The 17,980-nt window shown below is 66.0% G+C and carries 18 protein-coding genes and 1 pseudogene; 7 read left to right on the top strand and 12 right to left on the bottom strand.

What is annotated here, in order from left to right; all coding sequences use genetic code 11:
- Positions 1-35 precede the first annotated feature (35 nt).
- The 4 genes from trmD to ffh form a co-directional block, all read right to left on the bottom strand.
- Complete coding sequence (trmD, locus tag P0652_RS12485) at positions 36-734, bottom strand: tRNA (guanosine(37)-N1)-methyltransferase TrmD (protein WP_284179163.1); 699 nt, start codon at positions 732-734, stop codon at positions 36-38.
- Positions 731-1,315 (bottom strand): ribosome maturation factor RimM, encoded by a 585-nt coding sequence (gene rimM / locus P0652_RS12480; RefSeq protein WP_284179162.1) that lies wholly within the window; start codon positions 1,313-1,315, stop codon positions 731-733. Before rimM ends, trmD begins: the two co-directional genes overlap by 4 nt.
- 117 nt (positions 1,316-1,432) lie before the next feature.
- Positions 1,433-1,774, bottom strand: coding sequence for a 30S ribosomal protein S16 (gene rpsP, locus P0652_RS12475; RefSeq protein ID WP_284179161.1), 342 nt, complete (start codon positions 1,772-1,774; stop codon positions 1,433-1,435).
- Positions 1,775-1,815: 41 nt separating this feature from the next.
- Complete coding sequence (gene ffh / locus P0652_RS12470) at positions 1,816-3,372, bottom strand: signal recognition particle protein (RefSeq protein ID WP_284179160.1); 1,557 nt, start codon at positions 3,370-3,372, stop codon at positions 1,816-1,818.
- A gap of 255 nt (positions 3,373-3,627) precedes the next feature.
- Here ffh and P0652_RS12465 point away from each other — a divergent pair, with 255 nt between their 5' ends.
- The gene (locus P0652_RS12465) at positions 3,628-4,245 is read left to right on the top strand and encodes a LysE family translocator (RefSeq protein ID WP_284179158.1); all 618 of its coding nucleotides are present in this window, start codon (positions 3,628-3,630) and stop codon (positions 4,243-4,245) included.
- Between the two features lie 12 nt (positions 4,246-4,257).
- Here P0652_RS12465 and P0652_RS12460 read toward each other — a convergent pair whose 3' ends face one another.
- Positions 4,258-4,953: a GyrI-like domain-containing protein gene (locus tag P0652_RS12460; protein ID WP_284179157.1), complete on the bottom strand. Its 696-nt coding sequence runs from the start codon at positions 4,951-4,953 to the stop codon at positions 4,258-4,260.
- Between the two features lie 55 nt (positions 4,954-5,008).
- Positions 5,009-6,403 carry an esterase-like activity of phytase family protein gene (locus P0652_RS12455; protein ID WP_284179156.1) on the bottom strand — a complete coding sequence of 465 codons (1,395 nt, stop codon included), beginning with the start codon at positions 6,401-6,403 and terminating at the stop codon, positions 5,009-5,011.
- A gap of 161 nt (positions 6,404-6,564) precedes the next feature.
- On the opposite strand from P0652_RS12455, the gene dapF reads away from it, so the two are divergent.
- From dapF to ftsY, 3 genes and pseudogenes are all read left to right on the top strand, one after another.
- Positions 6,565-7,440: a diaminopimelate epimerase gene (gene dapF, locus P0652_RS12450; RefSeq protein WP_284179155.1), complete on the top strand. Its 876-nt coding sequence runs from the start codon at positions 6,565-6,567 to the stop codon at positions 7,438-7,440.
- 3 nt (positions 7,441-7,443) lie between these two features.
- On the top strand, positions 7,444-8,721 hold the full coding sequence (mtaB, locus tag P0652_RS12445) for a tRNA (N(6)-L-threonylcarbamoyladenosine(37)-C(2))-methylthiotransferase MtaB (RefSeq protein ID WP_284179154.1): 1,278 nt from the start codon (positions 7,444-7,446) through the stop codon (positions 8,719-8,721).
- A 72-nt stretch (positions 8,722-8,793) separates the two neighbouring features.
- A pseudogene (gene ftsY / locus P0652_RS12440) lies at positions 8,794-9,759 on the top strand (signal recognition particle-docking protein FtsY); the annotation flags it as partial.
- Here ftsY and P0652_RS12435 read toward each other — a convergent pair.
- A complete protein-coding gene (locus P0652_RS12435) occupies positions 9,760-10,455 on the bottom strand; it encodes a fumarylacetoacetate hydrolase family protein (protein ID WP_284179153.1) in 696 nt (231 codons plus the stop codon).
- 164 nt (positions 10,456-10,619) lie between these two features.
- On the opposite strand from P0652_RS12435, the gene P0652_RS12430 reads away from it, so the two are divergent.
- A complete protein-coding gene (locus P0652_RS12430; protein ID WP_284179152.1) occupies positions 10,620-11,258 on the top strand; it encodes a septation protein A in 639 nt (212 codons plus the stop codon).
- Between the two features lie 24 nt (positions 11,259-11,282).
- On the opposite strand, the gene P0652_RS12425 is transcribed toward P0652_RS12430, so the two are convergent.
- The 5 genes from P0652_RS12425 to ccmA are packed head-to-tail and all read right to left on the bottom strand — an operon-like array spanning position 11,283 to position 14,088.
- Complete coding sequence (locus P0652_RS12425; protein WP_284179151.1) at positions 11,283-11,852, bottom strand: DsbE family thiol:disulfide interchange protein; 570 nt, start codon at positions 11,850-11,852, stop codon at positions 11,283-11,285.
- Positions 11,849-12,016, bottom strand: a complete 168-nt coding sequence (gene ccmD, locus P0652_RS12420) for a heme exporter protein CcmD (RefSeq protein WP_284179150.1) — start codon at positions 12,014-12,016, stop codon at positions 11,849-11,851. Before ccmD ends, P0652_RS12425 begins: the two co-directional genes overlap by 4 nt.
- Positions 12,013-12,771, bottom strand: coding sequence for a heme ABC transporter permease (locus tag P0652_RS12415; RefSeq protein ID WP_284179149.1), 759 nt, complete (start codon positions 12,769-12,771; stop codon positions 12,013-12,015). The genes ccmD and P0652_RS12415 overlap by 4 nt, the downstream gene beginning before the upstream one ends.
- A 10-nt stretch (positions 12,772-12,781) precedes the next feature.
- The gene (gene ccmB / locus P0652_RS12410) at positions 12,782-13,447 is read right to left on the bottom strand and encodes a heme exporter protein CcmB (RefSeq protein ID WP_284179148.1); all 666 of its coding nucleotides are present in this window, start codon (positions 13,445-13,447) and stop codon (positions 12,782-12,784) included.
- Entirely contained in the window at positions 13,444-14,088 is a 645-nt protein-coding gene (gene ccmA / locus P0652_RS12405; RefSeq protein WP_284179147.1) for a heme ABC exporter ATP-binding protein CcmA, read from the bottom strand. Before ccmA ends, ccmB begins: the two co-directional genes overlap by 4 nt.
- A 265-nt stretch (positions 14,089-14,353) precedes the next feature.
- On the opposite strand from ccmA, the gene acnA reads away from it, so the two are divergent.
- Positions 14,354-17,050: an aconitate hydratase AcnA gene (gene acnA, locus P0652_RS12400; protein ID WP_284179146.1), complete on the top strand. Its 2,697-nt coding sequence runs from the start codon at positions 14,354-14,356 to the stop codon at positions 17,048-17,050.
- Positions 17,051-17,231: 181 nt separating this feature from the next.
- The gene (locus P0652_RS12395; protein ID WP_284179145.1) at positions 17,232-17,978 is read left to right on the top strand and encodes a DUF1223 domain-containing protein; all 747 of its coding nucleotides are present in this window, start codon (positions 17,232-17,234) and stop codon (positions 17,976-17,978) included.
- Positions 17,979-17,980 lie beyond the last annotated feature (2 nt).

The following is a 17,980-nucleotide window of genomic DNA, read 5'->3' as shown; positions in this document are numbered from 1 at the left end:
AGGAAATGTCACCCCCCGAGGCCGAAAAAACGCAGTTAGCGGCGATATTTGGCCCAGAGATCCGGCCTGCGGATCCGGGTGATCGCCTCTGCCTGCTCCTGCCGCCAGCGGGCAATGGCGGCATGGTTGCCCGAGGTCAGGATGGCGGGAATATCCCCGCCTTCCCAGCTTCGCGGCCGGGTGTAATGCGGGTATTCGAGCAGCCCCTGCTCGTGGCTTTCCTCGAGATCCGAGCCATCTCCGCCCATGACCCCGGGCAGCAGCCGGATAACGGCATCGAGCACAACCTGAGCCGCGATCTCGCCGCCGGACAGCACATAATCGCCGATCGACAGTTCCTGCAGGCCGCGCCCGGCAATGACCCGCTCGTCAACGCCTTCAAAGCGTCCGCAGACCAGCACCGCGCCCGGCCCGCCCGCCAGGCCGCGCGCGAGGGCCTGATCGAAAACGCGCCCGCGGGGCGAGAGCAGGAAACGGGGCCGTGTATCCTCCGTCGGCACGGCCGCGTCGATTGCCGCCGCCAGCACATCGGCGCGGATGACCATGCCCGGTCCGCCGCCGGCCGGCGTGTCATCCACTGCCCGGTGGCGGCCAATGCCGTGGTCGCGGATGTCCTTGACCGCAAGCGACCACAGCCCGCGCTGGAGTGCATCCCCTGCCAGCGACAGGCCGAGCGCGCCGGGGAACATGTCCGGCATCAGCGTCAGCACGGTGGCCCGGAAGGCCTCCATCATCCCTCCTCGCCCATGCCGGGCGGTCGGCGTTCGGGCTTTGCCAGAAAGGCGGGGTCGATCACGATCCGCCGGCCGGGAATATCGACAACCGGCGTGGCGACGCGCGTGAAGGGCTGAAGCCACGTGCCGCCACCCGAGGCCGGGCGGATTTCCATCAGATCGCCGGCGCCAAAATCATGCATCGCGAGGACGGTGCCGACCAGAGCGCCGGCCTGATCGTAGACCGGCAGGCCGATCAGGTCGGCATGGTAGAACTCGTCCTCCTCGTCGGGAGGCGGCAGGCTGGCGCGATCGACATAGAGGAGCAGGCCGGTCAGCGCCTTGACGCGATCCCGGTCATCCTCGCCGACGAATTTCACGACGAGCATGTCATCCTTGAGAAAACGGCCCTGCTCGATCTCGAACACGCGCCCGTCCTCCGAGAAAAGCGGGCCGTAATCGGCAATGGCCATCGGATCGGCCGTGTAGGCCTTGACCCGGCATTCGCCGCGGACGCCATGCGGGGCGCCGATCACCGCCAGCGCGACACGGCTTTCCGGCGCGGGCGGTTTCGGCGCAGAACGGGAGCGGGGTTTCTTCATGGCCTGTCCTTGATCCGCCGGGCAGCAGCGCCCGGCCGATACGAGAATGCCCGAGCAGGGCCCGGGCATGGAAGCTCGCCGCTGGGCGAGCCCGTTTCTCGATGGGGCGATAGCCGATTACTCGGCTGCGCCTTCGGCCTTGGCGGCGGCGCGCTCGGCCATCTTCTTGCCCGGCTCGGCCTTCTGCGGGTTGTTGCGCGCTTCACGCTTCATGACGCCGGCGGCATCGAGGAAGCGCAGCACACGATCGGTCGGTTGGGCGCCCTTGGCGAGCCAGGACTTGGCCTTTTCGAGATCGATCACCACGCGCTCGGCCGAATCCTTGGCCAGCATCGGGTTGTAGGTGCCGATCTTCTCAAGGAAGCGGCCGTCACGCGGGGCGCGGGCATCCGCCACCACGATGCGATAGACCGGACGCTTCTTGGCGCCGCCACGGGCGAGACGAATTTTCAGAGACATGGGTTACTCCTGGATTTGCTCTGTTTCGGTGAAAGGAAAACTTACTTCTTGCGGAACGGGTTGAAGCCGCCGAGACCGGGTAGGCCGCCGCCGGTTCCAAGGCCGGGAAGGCCGGGTTTGGCGAGGCCAGGGAGAACAGGCTTGCCGCCGGGGCCCTGCATCTGCTCGAGTTTCTTCTGCGCCTCGGCGAGGGCTTCCGGCGAGAGGCCGCCGCCACCGGGAGGCGCCATCTTGGACAGGTCCGGCATGCCGCCGCCCAGCCCGAACATGCTGGCAAGGCCGGCCATCGGCCCGCGCTTGCCCGAGCCCATGGACTTCATCATGTCGGCCATGGTCCGGTGCATCTTGAGCAGCTTGTTGATCTCCTCGGCATTGGTGCCGGAGCCGGCCGCGATGCGCTTCTTGCGCGAATGCTTGAGAAGATCGGGATTGGCGCGTTCGGACGGCGTCATCGAATTGATGATCGCGACCTGACGCTTGACCATCTTGTCGCCGATGCCGGCCTGCGCGATCTGGTCCTTCATCTTGGCGACGCCGGGCAGCATGCCCATCAGCCCGCCCATGCCGCCGAGCTTTTCCATCTGGCGGAGCTGCTCGCGCAGGTCGTTCAGATCGAACTTGCCCTTCCGCATGCGCTCGGCCATGGCCAGCGCCTTGTCCTGGTCGATATTCGCCGCCGCCTTCTCGACGAGGCTGACGATATCGCCCATGCCGAGGATGCGGTTGGCGATCCGGCCGGGATGGAAATCCTCGAGGGCATCCATCTTCTCGCCGACACCGATCAGCTTGATCGGCTTGCCAGTGACGGCGCGCATCGACAGGGCCGCACCGCCGCGGCCATCGCCGTCGACGCGGGTCAGCACGATGCCGGTCACCCCGACGCGGCCATCGAAGGCGCGGGCGGTGTTGACGGCGTCCTGGCCGGTCAGCGCATCGGCGACGAGCAGGATCTCGTGCGGGCGGATGCGGTCCCGTACGCGGACCACTTCCTCCATCAGCTCGTCATCGAGGGTAACGCGGCCGGCCGTATCGTAGATCACGACGTCGAAACCGCCGAGGCGGGCGGCCTGTTCGGCGCGCTCGGCGATCTGGATCGCGTTCTGGCCCGCCACGATGGGCAGGACATCGATGCCGTTGTCGCGGCCGAGCACGGCGAGCTGCTCCATCGCTGCCGGGCGGCGCGTATCGAGCGAAGCGAGCAGGACCTTCTTCTTCTCGCGCTCGGTCAGCCGCTTGGCGATCTTGGCGGTGGTCGTTGTCTTGCCGGAGCCCTGCAGGCCGACCATGAGGATGCCGACGGGCGGCGTGGCCACCAGATCAATCGGGCGGGCATCGGAGCCCAGCATCTCGACCAGCTGGTCATGGACGATCTTGACGACCATCTGGCCGGGCGTGACGGACTTGACCACATCCACGCCGACCGCGCGGCTGCGGACCTTTTCGGTAAAGTCGCGGACGACATCGAGCGAGACATCGGCCTCGAGCAGGGCCCGACGCACCTCGCGCATGGCCTCGGCCACATCCGCCTCGCCGAGCGCGCCGCGGCGCGTCAGCTTGTCGAGAATGCCCGAGAGACGACCGGAAAGGCCTTCAAACATGCGTTTCACCCGTTTCGAACCGGCCCCTCCACCGGCCGGATGGCAGGCTTGGGGGCATGACCTTGCTCCAAACAGTTCCGCGCCCGGGGGCGCCTCGCGCTGCCGGACGTTGACCTCCGGGCCCGAGGCCCGGTCGGCGGATCAAAGCTGATCTCACCAGATTGGAGGCTGCTCGATACAGCCAAAGGCGCCACTGGTCAAGGAAGGTAGCCGGGTCTAGCCTGAGCCGGTCGATTCCATGCCCGAGGATTGCCGATGACCTTCGAAACCTGGTTGGCCTTTTCCGGTGCGTCGCTGGTGCTCCTGCTCATTCCGGGGCCGACGATCCTGCTCGTCATGTCCTATGCCCTCGGGCAGGGCTGGCGGGTCGCGCTGCCGATGGCGGCCGGTGTGGCCTTGGGCGATTTCACCGCCATGACGCTCTCCATGCTGGGGATCGGCGCCCTGCTGATGACCTCGGCCACGATCTTCACCGTGCTGAAATGGGCCGGCGCGGCCTATCTCGTCTGGCTCGGAATCAAGCTGTTCCGGGCCGGGGGCACGCTCGAGGCGCGGGCGGAGACGCGTCCGACATCGCAGCTGAAGATGCTTTCCCATGCCTGGCTGGTCACGGCACTCAACCCGAAGAGCATCACCTTCTTCGTGGCCTTCCTGCCGCAATTTCTCGATCCGAAGCAGCCGCTCCTGCCGCAGATGGTGATTTTCGAGACGACGTTCCTCATCCTCGCCTTCGCCAATGCGTTCGGCTATGCGCTGGTTGCAGCGCGGGCGCGGGATGTTTTCCGCCAGCCCTCGGCCATCCGTCTGTTCAACCGGATTGGCGGCGGGCTGCTGGTCGGGGCCGGAATCGCGACCGCCGCCAGCCGGCAATGAGCCGGCGCCGGCCTATTTCAGGAAGATGATGATCTTCGCCTTCATGCCGGGATCATCGCCGCGTTCCGGCAGGTTCTCGTATTCCTCGAGGTAGCGGCCGGTGGAAACAAGGCCCTTGTCGTCCAGCCAGGCCGTCAGCGCCTCGTAGGCATTGTCGATCTCGTCATTCGCGCCTTCATAGGGGAAGATGACAGAGCGCCCGCCGGGCGAGAGCGTGGCGTCGATGCCCTCGGCAAAGGTCTTGCCGGCTTCCGGCGCTGCGGCGAGCGGCACCATGGCCTCGAAGGTGAAGCCGAGATCGTCGCTGTCGATGAAATGAGCCATCGGGTTGCCCTGCCGGGCGAGGCCCAGCCGCTTCGCTTCGGCCTCTAGCCGGTCGATCGCCTTGCGGATCGCGACATGCGCCTCGTCCCAGGGGCTCTGGCCCCGGAAACGCAGGACGGGCTGCGGCACGATTTCCTTCATCTCGCCGCCTGCGGCATCGGCCTGCGGCTTCGGCGCGTCGGTCACGGGTGGGTTGGCCGGAGCGGCAGGCGGCGCTCCGGGCGCGGCGGCCGGGGGCGCGGGCGGGGCAGGGCTCTGCTGGGCCAGCACGATTGCGCAGGAAAGGGCGATCGCCACAGCAAGGACCATCGACCTGGCAAAGGGCTGGCCAGCTGCCGTCCGGACCGGAAGAAACCCCTTGGCGCGAACCCCAGGCAACGTCATGGCCCGACCTCATTCTGGCAACGAATATCCGGCACGGCGCAGGACAGGCGACCTGTCAGCGCAGCACAGGTGCCGGTAATGTAACGCGGAACATCTGTGTACGCACGCCGTCGATGCCGAAATCATTGTCGTTGACGAGAATCAGCTCGTCCGGTGCCATAACCGCAACACCCTCGATCTTGGCGGGCAGGCCGGGAACCGAGTCGGTATCGAGAATGAGGATCTTGGGAAGCGGCTTGAGGCCGCGCAAAGCCAGCGTCTCGCCTGACAGGGCTTCCAGGCTCGGGTTCATCTCGGCGGAGTCGAATTCCGGCGGCACGCGGTTCGCCTCGTCCAGCGCGACGATGAAGAGGCGCGAGGTCTTGTCGATCCGCTCGAGGATGAGCAGCCGATCCGGGCGGAGCGCGACAATCTCGCTGACATGCACGTCCTGCTGACTGCGTTCCCGCCCTTCCCGATCGGCCCGGAAGGCCGCAGGCATATCCAGCTGGTAGAAGAACTGGCCGGCAATCGCGCCGGTCTCGCGCTCGATCTTCCAGAGACGGACATTGCGCGAGGTCTGCAGGACCTGAACATCCGGATTGGCCAGGGGAGACTGCATCATCACATAGAGGAACTTCTCGTCCGGCGAGACGGCGAGGCCCTCGAAGCCGCGATTCTGGCCCTTCTGGCGCATGATCGGCGGCAGGTTGGGGACGATCTCGTAATCGGCATCCTTGAAATCCGCCGCGGCATTCGACGGCACCAGCCGCCGGCGCACCGTGCCGTCGGGCGCGACTTCGAGCAGCGAGGGGCCGAATTCCTCGGCGACCCAGTAGGACCCGTCCTGCAGGCGGATAAAGGCCTCGGGATCAATCCCGGAGGGGTCCGGCGGCAGGGCCCGCCCATCAGTGGCGAAAATGCCCTCGGCACGACCATTGCCACCGGCCGCGTTCGGCCGGCCTGAAACCGGGCGTCCCGACTTGCCCTTGAAGGGCACAAAGACATTGATCCGGGCCACCTGGTCCTGGCCGATATCGACCGCATAGATCGAGGGGACGAACCCGGCGAGCGGGTAGATACGGCCATTCCGGTCGGCCGGGCAGGCCTGTTCCGGCTCGATGCCGATCATGCGCTTCGCATCCACGCAGGGAATGCTCGGACCGCGATCGGTCATCAGCCAGAGCCGGCCGGGCGGATCCTTCGGGTGCCGGAAGGCGGCCGAGCCGAGCGCCACCGTCAGGTTCATGGCCTTGCCGTTCGGAAAGGTCACCACACCGAGCGGAAGGTTCGCGATCTGGATCGCCGTGGCCACGGTCCGGGGCGGAGCGGGGGGCGTGTCGGGCTGGGCCCTGTCGCTCGACGGGCTCTGGCCGAAAGCGGCGGCAATGAGGGCGGGAAATCCGGCCAGAGCCGCCAAAGCGACAAAAGCCGTTGATCGCCCATCCAGAACCGCGCTATGGCGCCGCATCGATACTAGCCACCTTCCGAGGAGTGCGCGTGCGGCCGGCACGCGTCCCGACGCATAACGACCTATTGTAACGCTATCTGCATGCAGGCCCAAGGCAAGACAAGTCCTTCTTTGGTCCGGCCGGCAGAATCCTCGCGGCACATATGGGAGAGGATCTCGCAATGACCAGTTCCGCCGCCCTCCCCGAAAGCTTGCCCTTCCGCAAAATGCAGGGGCTCGGCAATGATTTCGTTGTGATCGATGCACGGAAGCGGCCCCTTGCGCTGACGCAGCCCCAGCTCGCCCGCATCGCCGATCGCCGGTTCGGCGTCGGCTGCGACCAGCTGATCCTGCTCGAGGATACCCCGCAGGCCCATGTCCGGATGCGCATCTTCAACCCGGATGGCGGCGAGGTCGGTGCCTGCGGCAATGCCACGCGCTGCATCGCGGCGCTCGTCCATGCCGAGGAGGGGCAGGACCCGGTGCGGATCGAGACCCGGGCCGGCATTCTCGTCGGCCAGGTTCTCGGCGCCGAGGTTGCGGTTGATATGGGCCTGCCGCTGCTCGGCTGGGGCGAGATCCCGCTGGCGGGTTCCGGGCCTGACACCCTGCGCGTGCCTTTCGACGGCGCGGCTGTCGATCCGCGTCTGCCGGGTTGGTTCAGCGCGGTCAATATGGGCAATCCGCATGGCATCTTCCTTGTCGACGATGCCGATGCGCTCCCACTCGAAACGATCGGACCCCGACTGGAAACCGATCCGATGTTTCCCGAGAAAGCGAATATCTCGCTCGTCTCGGCCGAGGGGCCGAACAGGTTCCGGGTCCGCGTCTGGGAGCGGGCAGCCGGGATCACGCTGGCCTGCGGCACGGCCGCCTGCGCGGTGGCCGTGGCCGTATGGCGTCTCGGGCTGGTGGAAGGAGCGGTTTCAATCCGCCTGCCGGGCGGCACGTTGCGCATCGACCGTGATGCAAGGGGCCATGTCATCATGACCGGGCCTGCAGCCACCAGTTTCACCGGCTCCCTTGACGGCGCCTGGCTCGCTGCGGCGCGAGGCTGAACCATGCCGGTCGAGGTCGTCACGCTCGGCTGCCGCCTCAATACTTTCGAGAGCGAGGGGATGCGCAAGGCTGCCCGAGCGGCAGGGCACGAGGACCTCGTGATCGTCAATACCTGCGCCGTCACCGCGGAAGCTGTGCGGCAGGCCCGCCAGACCATCCGCCGCCTTCACCGAGAGAAGCCGGACGCGCGGATCGTCGTGACCGGCTGCGCCGCCCAGACCGAGCCGGAAACCTTCGCCGGAATGGCGGAAGTGGCGCAGGTCATCGGGAATGACATCAAGCTGAAGGACGAGACCTGGGTTGATTCCGTGCCTCCGAAGCCGGCGGATTTCGGGCTCGATGCCCTCGAAAGGGTCCGCGTCAACGACATCATGAGCGTCCGGGAAACCGCGGGGCATCTCGTCGACGGATTTGAGGGGCGGGCACGGGCCTTCGTGCAGGTGCAGAATGGATGCGATCATCGCTGCACCTTCTGCATCATCCCTTTCGGACGGGGGAATTCCCGCTCGGTGCCAATGGGCGAGGTGGTGGCGCAGATCAGCCGTCTGCTGGCCGGCGGCTATCGCGAGGTGGTGCTGACCGGCGTCGACCTGACCTCCTATGGCGCAGACCTCCCCGGCACGCCGCGACTCGGCGCGCTTGTCGAGGCGATCCTCGCGCATTGTCCGGGGCTTGAACGGCTGCGCATTTCCTCGATCGATTCCATCGAGGCGGATGACAAGCTGGTGAGGCTACTGAAATCCGAGCCGCGGCTGATGCCACATCTCCATCTCTCGCTGCAGGCGGGCGACAACCTCATCCTCAAGCGGATGAAGCGCCGGCATTCCCGTGAGGATGCGATCCGCTTCTGCACCGAATTGCGGGCCGAGCGGCCGGATTTCCTGTTCGGCGCCGATATCATCGCGGGTTTTCCGACCGAGACCGAGGCAATGTTCGCAAACTCGCTCGACCTCGTCGATGCCTGCGGCCTGACCTTCCTGCATGTCTTTCCCTATTCGCCGCGGCCGGGCACGCCTGCCGCCCGCATGCCGCAACTCGACAAGGCGACCATCAAGGACCGCGCGGCCCGGCTGCGGGAAAAGGGCGCGCAGGCCCTGGCCGCGCATCTCGCTCGGTCGGTCGGACGGGTCGGGCCGATCCTTGTCGAGCGAGCCGGAACAGGCCGGCTGGATGATTTCACGCTGGTGCGGTTCGAGGGTATGGCCGAACCGGGAACGCTTGCGCAGGTCCGGATCACCGGGCATGACGGGTCCACGCTGAGCGGCATATTGGTCGCCTGAAGCCGGAAGGGGCACCGCATGAGCGAGGACAGCAAGAAGCCCGGCTTTTTCGGCCGGCTGTTCGGTCGGGAAGTGGCGCCCGCAGCCGAGGCCGCGCCGAAACTCTCCTGGTGGAAACGGCTGCGGGCCGGGCTCGGCCGGACCGCCTCACAGCTTGGCTCTGGCATCACCGCCATCTTCACGACCCGCAAGCTCGATGCGGATACGTTGCAGGATCTCGAGGATATCCTCATCCAGGCCGATCTCGGCGTCGAGGTCTCGGCCCGGATTGTATCGGCCATCGGCAAGGACCGCTTCGATCGCACGGTCTCACCGGAAGACATCAAGGCCGCGCTGGCGGCGGAGGTGGAAGCCGTGCTCGAGCCGGTGGCGCGGCCATTGGTGATCGATGCCGGCCGCAAGCCCTTCGTCATCCTCATGGTCGGGGTGAACGGCTCCGGCAAGACAACCACGATCGGCAAGCTGGCGGCGAAATTCCGGGCAGAAGGTCGCTCCGTCATGCTTGCGGCCGGCGATACGTTCCGCGCTGCTGCCATCGACCAGCTTCGCGTCTGGTCCGAGCGAACCGGAGCCGCCTTCATGGCCCGGGAGCAGGGCGGCGACGCTGCTGGCCTTGCCTTCGACGCTCTTACCCAGGCCCGGGCCGAGGGGAGGGATGTGGTTCTCATCGATACGGCGGGCCGCCTGCAGAACAAGCAGGGGTTGATGGACGAGCTGGCCAAGATCGTCCGCGTGATCCGCAAGGTCGACCCCGAGGCCCCGCATGCCTGCCTGCTCGTGCTGGATGCCACTGTCGGCCAGAACGCGATCTCTCAGGTCGAGGCGTTCCGGCAGATTGCCGGCGTGACCGGTCTCGTCATGACCAAGCTGGACGGGACGGCGCGGGGCGGGATTCTCGTCGCCCTGGCGGAGAAATTCGGTCTGCCGGTCCATTTTATCGGCGTCGGCGAGGGGGTCGAGGATCTCGAGCCCTTCGAGGCGCGTGATTTCGCGCGGGCGATCGCCGGGCTCGACGAGGACGAGTCCCGGCCCGGCTGATCAGACCACCGCGACGCGGATCCGCTCGAGCCCGTCGACCGAGACCTCCATCGTATCGCCGCGCATTACCGCATCCACGCCCTCAGGCGTGCCGGTGAAGATCAGGTCACCGGCATGGAGCTCGAAATAACGGGAAATGATGGCGATCTGCTCGGGGATCGACCAGATCATCGCGGCGAGCGTTGAATCCTGCCGGATGGCGCCATTTACCGCGAGGCGGATATGCCCCTTGATGTCGAGGTTGCCCCCCCGGGTGATCGGGCCGACCGGGCCGGACTGATCCGCCGATTTTCCGATTTCCCATGGCCGGCCGAGCTTCTTGGCTTCGGCCTGCAGGTCACGGCGGGTCATGTCGAGGCCGACAGCATAGCCGAAGACATGCAGGAGCGCTTCCGATTCCGGAATGTCGCGGCCGCCTCGGCCGATCGCCACGATCAACTCGGCCTCATGATGATAGTCCCGCGTACCGGAGGGGTAGACGATCTCGGCCGTCTGGCCAGGCTCTACCGGAACGATCGCCTCGGCGGTCTTCATGAAGAAGAAGGGCGGCTCCCGATCCGGGTCGAAGCCCATTTCCCGCGCATGGGCCGCATAGTTGCGGCCGATGCAGAAGGCCCGGCGGACGGGGAAGCGCTCCTGCAGGCCAAGAACGGCAAGGCTGGGGCGCGGCGCGAGCGTTGGAACCGGAAGGGCCATGGGCAACTCCAGAGAGGCTGGTGTCGTGCCGGGCGCAGGAGGCAGCCCCGGCCGGCGGCATGCGAGGGATCCCGGTGCGCGAAAGCACTTTCGCGCGGCCCGAGGGTGTCGTAACTGGTGTCGTAACTCTTGCCTGCCCTGTCGAAAAGCGAAATCCGAGCCGAATGGACAAATCCTCATCCGCCGCCAATCCCTGGCTGAAGCTCCTGCTCGAAATGGGACCGCTCGTCCTGTTCTTTGCCGCCAATTCACGTCCGGACTGGTTCCGCGGGCCTGTCGGTGCAGTTTTCGGCCCTGCCGTGATCAATGCGGAAAAGGCGCCGATCCTGATTGCGACGGCGGTCTTCATGGTGGCCATGGCGGTTTCGCTGGCGGCCGCATGGTGGCTGCATCGCCGCCTTCCGATCATGCCGCTTGTTTCCGGTGCGGTCGTGCTGGTCTTCGGCGGGCTGACCCTGCTCCTGCAGGATGATCTCTTCATCAAGCTCAAGCCGACCATCGTGAACTGCCTGTTCGGCGCCGTGCTTCTCGGCGGCCTCGCCTTCGGCAAGCCGCTGCTGCCCTATGTGCTGGACAGCGTGTTTCAGCTCGATGAAGAAGGCTGGCGCAAGCTGACCTTCCGCTGGGGTGTGTTCTTCTTCGTCCTGGCTGCGATCAACGAGATTGTCTGGCGTACGCAAACCACCGATTTCTGGGTGGCGTTCAAGGTCTGGGGCGTGATGCCGCTGACCATTGCCTTCACGCTGGCCCAGACGCCGATGATGATGCGGCACGGTTTCGACCCGGAAGGCAAGCGCGACTGACACGCGAGGCGGCTGGAGCGCCTGTCAGCCGCGCTGCCCGGCCAGGGCCTTTTCGATTTCCGGCAGCAGGCGGGCCCGGATCGATTCCTCGGTCAGCGGGCCGACATGTTTGAAGACGATCCGGCCATCGGCGACGACGAAGGTTTCCGGAACGCCGTAAACGCCCCATTCGATCGATATCCGGCCATCCTTGTCCGCGCCGACCGCGCGATAGGGGTTGCCGAGCCGCCCGAGGAAGCGCCGGGCATTCTCCGGATTGTCCTTCTGGTTGATGCCGTAGATCGGGAAGCGTGTATCCCGGGCGAGGGCCATCAGCAGCGGGTGTTCCTGATGGCAGGGTGCGCACCAGGAGGCGAAGACATTGACCACGGCGACGCCCTTCCCGGTGAAGGCGGCCGGGGTCAGGCCCGGAATATCCGACCCCTCGATGGCGGGAAGTTCCGTCACCGGAACCGGCTTGCCGATCAAGGCCGAGGGCAGTTTCGACGGATCGCCCGCGAAAAGCTGGAGGGCAAAGACGCCGGCAAGGCCGAGGAAGATGGCGAGTGGCAGGAAATAGATCCAGCGTCGCGTGGCCGGAGCAGGCTTCGTCATGAGGGTCGCTTTCCGCCGTCGGGGAACAGGGCTTCGAGCCGCTGGAGCCGGGCCCGCGCCGCGCGCAGCGACAGCCACGAGGCGAGAATCACGCCGCCGAGGATGATCGCCGTCGCAGCATAGGCGGCGAGAATGAAACCGGCATGGGCGCCCGGATCGATCATGCGCGTTCTCCCGGAATTCCGGCGGCCAGGCGCTGCAGCCGGTCGATCCGGCGCAGGGTGAGTTCAGTTTTCATGCGGACCAGCAGCAGAACGAGATAGAGCCCGAGATAGCCGAGGGCCATGATCAGCAGCGGCTTCAGCATGGAGGGATGGATCGTGGGGCCATCCAGCCGGAAGACCGAGGCCGGCTGGTGCAGAGTATACCACCAGTCGACGGAGAATTTGATGATCGGCAGATTCACGGCGCCGACGAGGGTCAGGATGGCCACGGCGCGTGCGGCGCGCAAAGGATCATCGACTGCGCGCCAGAGCGCCATGATGCCGAGATAGATCAGCAGCAACACCAGAACCGAGGTCATGCGGGCATCCCATTGCCACCAGGTGCCCCAGGTCGGCTTGCCCCAGATCGAGCCGGTGATCAGGCAAACGAGGGTGAAGGCAGCGCCGAGCGGTGCGGCTGCCTTCTGCGCGACATCGGCCATGGGATGGCGGAAGACCAGCGTGCCAAGGGCGGAGAAAACCATGCCGGCATAGACAAACAGGGCCAGCCAGGCCGCAGGCACATGGATATACATGATCCGGACCGTATCGCCCTGCTGGTAATCGGCCGGCGAGAGGAAGAAGGTGCCGTAGAGCCCGTAGGCGAAGAGCCCGAGGGTCACGATCACCAGTGGCCCGAGCAGCCGGTCGGCCCAGCGGTTGAAGACCGCGGGATTGGCAAGCTGGAGCCATGAAGTGGGGCGGGCATCGTTCATTGCAGGCTCTCTATTGCCGGGCATGGCGAAGGGCAGCGGCTGCGCTGACCGGTGCGATGACGAGCATCAGCAGCGTCATGCCGCCGAGCAGCATCATCGGGGTCGTGTAGGGCCGGCCGAGGGCCGCTTCCTTCACGAGCGTTGCCCCGAAAATAAGGGTCGGGACCGTCAGGGGCAAGACCAGCACGGAGAGCAGCAGGCCGCCGCGCTTTAGGCTGACGGTGAGGGCGGCACCGATCAGGCCGATCAGCGTCAGGGCCGGCGTGCCAATGAGCAGCGACAGCGCCAGCGGGGCCATGGCCTGCGGTTCGATGGCCAGCATCAGGCCGAGCAGCGGCGCCGCAAGGCTGAGCGGGAGGCCGGTGACCAGCCAATGCGCCAGCGCCTTGGCCAGAACGATCAGTTCCAGCGGAGTCCCGCTCAGCAGGAACTGGTCGAGCACACCCTCCTCTTCGTCGGCCTGCAGCAGCCGGTCCAGCCCGAGCAGTGTGGCCAGCAGGGCCGACAGCCAGAGGAAGGCCGGCGCGATCCGGCTGATGAAACGCTGGTCTGCGCCGATCGCGAAGGGGAGGAGCGAGACAAGGATGAGGAAGAAGACGAGGCCGAGTTCAGCGCCAGCGCCGACGCGCCGGGCCAGCCGGAGATCCCGCAGGAGGAGGGCGGTCCAGGCGTTCATGAGGCCTGACCTCCCAGCGAGACATGGCGGATATCCGGCAGATCAAGCGGCTGGTGGGTTGCCGCGATCACCAGCCCCCCGGCTTCCGCATGGGTGGCAATGAGCCGGCGGACAAGCGCCTGGCCATCATTGTCGAGCGCGGTGAAGGGCTCGTCCAGCAGCCAGATCGGGCGGGGCGCGACGAGAAGCCGCGCCAGCGCGACGCGGCGGCGCTGCCCGGCGGACAGGACTTCGACGGGCAATTCCGCGAGCGGCCCGGCTCCGACCTCGACGAGGGCTGCTTCGGCCCGGCCCGGGTCGCCGCCCAGCAGGCTGGCCATTGTGGCGACATTGTCATGCGCTGTCAGACCGTCACGCAGTCCCTCGTGATGGCCGCTGTAGTGCAGGCATTCACCGGGCGTGGCGTCTTCCGGCAAGGGCGACCAGCGGATCGTGCCGGCATCGGGCCTGAGAAAGCCGGCAATCAGGCGCAGCAGGGTGGATTTTCCGGTGCCGTTCGGCCCCGTCAGTTGCAGCACCTGCCCGGGCGCTAGGTCGATATCGAGGTCGCGGAACAGGGTCCGGTAGCCCCGCGCCATAGCGAGGCCGCGGATGGCCAGGGCCGGTGCCGGGACCCTCCCGGGCGTCGAAAGCGGGGCCATGTTCCTGTCGCCCAAGGCGAATCCAAACGTTCCGGGGTTACGCAAAAGATCAACATCGTGCCTGTAGCGGGATTTTTAGAAATGATCTATAGACGCGCTTATGGCTGCGTCGCGCGCTCGGGTTGAAGCGCGGGGTCCGGGCACACCCGGGCGGCGCACGCGAAATTCGCGCTCGGAATCAGGGTCCAACTCCTTGTTCCCGAGGTCGGTACGGCTCCCCCGGCCACCCCGAAACGTGAACCCTGACTCAAGGATTTCCAGCCCGATGTCGCTCGACAGCTTCAAGTGCCGCAAGCAGCTCACGGTCAATGGCAAGACCTACACCTATTATTCCCTGCCGGATGCCGAGAAGAACGGCCTCGCGGGAGTGAGCAAGCTTCCCTATTCGATGAAGGTTCTGCTCGAGAACCTGCTCCGCCACGAAGATGGCCGTTCGGTCACCAAGGCCGATATCGAGGCTGTTTCGGCCTGGCTCGACAACAAGGGCAAGGCGGAAAAGGAAATCGGGTTCCGGCCGGCCCGCGTGCTCATGCAGGATTTCACCGGCGTGCCGGCTGTGGTCGATCTCGCCGCGATGCGTGACGGGATGGAAGCTTTGGGCGGTGATCCGAACAAGATCAACCCGCTGGTTCCGGTCGATCTCGTGATCGACCATTCGGTGATTGTCGACGAATTCGGCTCGGCCAAGGCCTTCGACCGGAATGTCGAGCTCGAATACGAGCGCAACATGGAGCGCTACAACTTCCTGAAATGGGGCCAGGGCGCCTTCGCGAATTTCCGCGTCGTGCCGCCAGGCACCGGCATCTGCCACCAGGTCAATACGGAGTATCTCGCCCAGACCGTCTGGACCCGCCGCGACACCGATGGCTCCATGCTGGCCTATCCGGATACCGTGGTCGGCACGGACAGCCATACGACCATGGTCAACGGCCTTGCCGTTCTCGGCTGGGGCGTCGGTGGCATTGAGGCGGAAGCTGCGATGCTCGGCCAGCCGCAATCGATGCTGCTGCCGGAAGTGATCGGCTTCGAGCTGACGGGCAAGGTCAACGAGGGCGTGACCGCCACTGACCTCGTGCTCACCGTGACGCAGATGCTGCGCAAGAAGGGCGTTGTCTCGAAGTTCGTCGAATTCTTCGGCCCGGGTCTCGACACGCTCAGCCTCGCCGACCGCGCCACCATCGCGAATATGGGCCCGGAATACGGCGCGACCTGCGGCTTCTTCCCCTGCGATGCGGAAACGGTGAAGTACCTCACCATGACCGGCCGCGAGAAGGATCGCATCGCTCTGGTCGATGCCTATTGCAAGGCGCAGGGCCTGTTCCGCGAGAAGGGCGCCCCGGCGCCGGTCTTCACCGACACGCTCAGCCTCGATCTCACCACCGTGCTGCCGTCCATGGCCGGCCCGAAGCGCCCCGAGGGTCGCGTTGCCCTGACGGATGTTGCGGCAGGCTTCGCCACGGCTCTCGCCGGGGAATACAAGAAAGCCGGTGACGAGGGCCGCAAGGCGCCGGTCGAGGGCAAGAATTTCTCGATCAGCCATGGCGACGTGGTGATCGCGGCGATCACGTCCTGCACCAACACCTCCAACCCGAGTGTGCTGATCGCGGCCGGCCTTCTTGCCCGGAACGCGCTGGCCAAGGGGCTGACAACAAAGCCCTGGGTCAAGACCTCGCTCGCCCCGGGCTCGCAGGTCGTGGCCGAATATCTCGAGAAGGCCGGCCTCCAGAAGGATCTCGACGGGCTTGGTTTCAACCTGGTCGGCTTCGGCTGCACCACCTGCATCGGCAATTCGGGCCCGCTTCCGGCGGAAATCTCGAAGGCGATCAACGACAATGGCATGATCGCGGCGGCGGTGCTCTCGGGCAACCGCAACTTCGAGGGCCGTGTATCGCCGGATGTGCAGGCGAATTACCTCGCCTCGCCGCCGCTGGTCGTCGCCTATGCCCTCGCCGGCTCGGTGACCAAGGACCTCTCGAAGGAGCCGCTCGGCGAGGGTTCGGATGGCAAGCCTGTCTACCTGCGCGACATCTGGCCGACGACGCATGACATCCAGGACTACATCGCGAAATACGTCACGCGCGAGCTGTTCGAGACGAAATATGCCGATGTGTTCAAGGGCGACAAGCGCTGGCAGGGCGTGAAGACCACGACCGGGCTCACCTATGCCTGGAATTCCGGTTCGACCTACGTGCAGAACCCACCCTATTTCAAGGGTATCACCAAGACGCCGGTCCCGGTCACCGATGTGAAGGGCGCCCGGATCCTTGCGCTGTTCGGCGACAAGATCACGACCGACCACATCTCGCCGGCCGGTTCGATCAAGGCCGCCTCGCCGGCTGGCGGATATCTGCTCGAGCGGCAGGTCCGCCCGGCGGATTTCAACCAGTACGGCACGCGGCGCGGCAATCATGAAGTCATGATGCGCGGCACCTTCGCCAATATCCGCATCAAGAACTTCGCCGTGAAGGATGATGCCGGCGCGACCCCGGAAGGCGGCTATGCCATCCATTATCCGTCGCGCGAGAAGATGTTCATCTACGATGCCGCGATGCGCTACGAGCAGGAGAACGTGCCGCTGGTTGTTTTCGCCGGCGTCGAATACGGCAACGGTTCGAGCCGCGACTGGGCGGCGAAGGGCACGGCGCTGCTGGGCGTCAAGGCCGTGATCGCGCAGAGCTTCGAGCGCATCCATCGCTCGAACCTCGTCGGCATGGGGATCGTGCCCTTCGTGTTCGAGGAAGGCACGTCCTGGCAAACCTTGGGCCTGAAGGGCGATGAACTCGTCGACATTCCCGGCCTGACCAGCATCAAGCCGCGCCAGAAGGTGGTGGCCAAGGTGACCCGTGCCGATGGCTCCAGCTTCGACCTGCCGCTGATCTGCCGGATAGATACGCTCGACGAGATCGAGTATTTCAAGAACGGCGGCATCCTGCATTACGTGCTGCGACAGCTCGCGGCCTGACCGGCCTCCTGCCGGCTCCGACCCTGCCGGACGCGCCCCTTGCGGTGCGTCCGGTCGCGCTTTCGGGTGCGCGCAGATGCTGGAAAGCCCGGAGGTCGACTTCTACACCGGGTTGTGATTGGTCCTTGAAGGCAAATGGGTGTTTGTGCTTCCTCAACATCCTTGTGGTCTTGTGGGTCTCATGTCGCTCTGCCGCCGTCGCTTTTCCGCCCTTGCCCTCGGTGCCCTTCTGGCGCCGGCAACTGGCCGTGCACAGAACGGTGCCACGTCGCTCTCGGTCGTTGAACTCTTCACCAGCCAGGGCTGCTCGTCCTGCCCGCCGGCGGATGCGCTGATGGTTGAACTGGCCGGGCACGCGACGACCCTGCCCATTACCTACCCGGTCGAGATCTGGGACTATCTCGGCTGGAGGGACACGCTGGCCAGGCCGGCTTTCACCAAGCGCCACCGCGCCTATGCGGCGATGGTGGCCGGCAAGCGCGTCTATACCCCGCAGGCGATCGTCAACGGCCGTGGCCATTGCGTCGGATCGGATGGCCGGGCGATTTCGCGCCTCAAGCTCATGCCAGCAGCCAATGCCGCAAAGGTCACGCTGGTACGTGACGGGCAGGACTGGGCCTATCGCATCGCGCTCGGGCAGCCGGCGAACGATATCCGGCTTGTTCTCGTGCCCGTCGTTTCCCGCCAGCAGGTGCAGATCGGCAAAGGCGAGAATTCCGGCCGGTCGATCACCTATGCCAATGTCGCACGGGCGCTGGTTGATCTCGGCCCGGTTGCCGGTGCCGAAGCACGCGGCATCCTCCGCGAGAGCCAGGTCGCTATTGACGGCGCTGACGGCTTCGCCCTGCTCGTGCAGAGCGGCACGCTGGAGGCTCCGGGGATTGTACTTGGCGCCGGCTATGCGGGCGTGGATGGCGTGAAGGCCTGATT

It is taken from the genome of Rhabdaerophilum sp. SD176, assembly GCF_030143245.1.
Classification (GTDB): domain Bacteria; phylum Pseudomonadota; class Alphaproteobacteria; order Rhizobiales; family Beijerinckiaceae; genus Rhabdaerophilum.
This window is presented reverse-complemented; position numbering and strand designations above follow the sequence as displayed.

What these genes read in the sequence shown, in the direction of transcription:
- trmD (WP_284179163.1), bottom strand. Translation starts at nt 734, where the DNA reads ATGATGGAGGCCTTCCGGGCCACCGTGCTGACGCTGATGCCGGACATG.
- rimM (WP_284179162.1), bottom strand. Translation starts at nt 1,315, where the DNA reads ATGAAGAAACCCCGCTCCCGTTCTGCGCCGAAACCGCCCGCGCCGGAA.
- rpsP (WP_284179161.1), bottom strand. Translation starts at nt 1,774, where the DNA reads ATGTCTCTGAAAATTCGTCTCGCCCGTGGCGGCGCCAAGAAGCGTCCG.
- ffh (WP_284179160.1), bottom strand. Translation starts at nt 3,372, where the DNA reads ATGTTTGAAGGCCTTTCCGGTCGTCTCTCGGGCATTCTCGACAAGCTG.
- P0652_RS12465 (WP_284179158.1), top strand. Translation starts at nt 3,628, where the DNA reads ATGACCTTCGAAACCTGGTTGGCCTTTTCCGGTGCGTCGCTGGTGCTC.
- P0652_RS12460 (WP_284179157.1), bottom strand. Translation starts at nt 4,953, where the DNA reads ATGACGTTGCCTGGGGTTCGCGCCAAGGGGTTTCTTCCGGTCCGGACG.
- P0652_RS12455 (WP_284179156.1), bottom strand. Translation starts at nt 6,403, where the DNA reads ATGCGGCGCCATAGCGCGGTTCTGGATGGGCGATCAACGGCTTTTGTC.
- dapF (WP_284179155.1), top strand. Translation starts at nt 6,565, where the DNA reads ATGACCAGTTCCGCCGCCCTCCCCGAAAGCTTGCCCTTCCGCAAAATG.
- mtaB (WP_284179154.1), top strand. Translation starts at nt 7,444, where the DNA reads ATGCCGGTCGAGGTCGTCACGCTCGGCTGCCGCCTCAATACTTTCGAG.
- P0652_RS12435 (WP_284179153.1), bottom strand. Translation starts at nt 10,455, where the DNA reads ATGGCCCTTCCGGTTCCAACGCTCGCGCCGCGCCCCAGCCTTGCCGTT.
- P0652_RS12430 (WP_284179152.1), top strand. Translation starts at nt 10,620, where the DNA reads ATGGACAAATCCTCATCCGCCGCCAATCCCTGGCTGAAGCTCCTGCTC.
- P0652_RS12425 (WP_284179151.1), bottom strand. Translation starts at nt 11,852, where the DNA reads ATGACGAAGCCTGCTCCGGCCACGCGACGCTGGATCTATTTCCTGCCA.
- ccmD (WP_284179150.1), bottom strand. Translation starts at nt 12,016, where the DNA reads ATGATCGATCCGGGCGCCCATGCCGGTTTCATTCTCGCCGCCTATGCT.
- P0652_RS12415 (WP_284179149.1), bottom strand. Translation starts at nt 12,771, where the DNA reads ATGAACGATGCCCGCCCCACTTCATGGCTCCAGCTTGCCAATCCCGCG.
- ccmB (WP_284179148.1), bottom strand. Translation starts at nt 13,447, where the DNA reads ATGAACGCCTGGACCGCCCTCCTCCTGCGGGATCTCCGGCTGGCCCGG.
- ccmA (WP_284179147.1), bottom strand. Translation starts at nt 14,088, where the DNA reads ATGGCCCCGCTTTCGACGCCCGGGAGGGTCCCGGCACCGGCCCTGGCC.
- acnA (WP_284179146.1), top strand. Translation starts at nt 14,354, where the DNA reads ATGTCGCTCGACAGCTTCAAGTGCCGCAAGCAGCTCACGGTCAATGGC.
- P0652_RS12395 (WP_284179145.1), top strand. Translation starts at nt 17,232, where the DNA reads ATGTCGCTCTGCCGCCGTCGCTTTTCCGCCCTTGCCCTCGGTGCCCTT.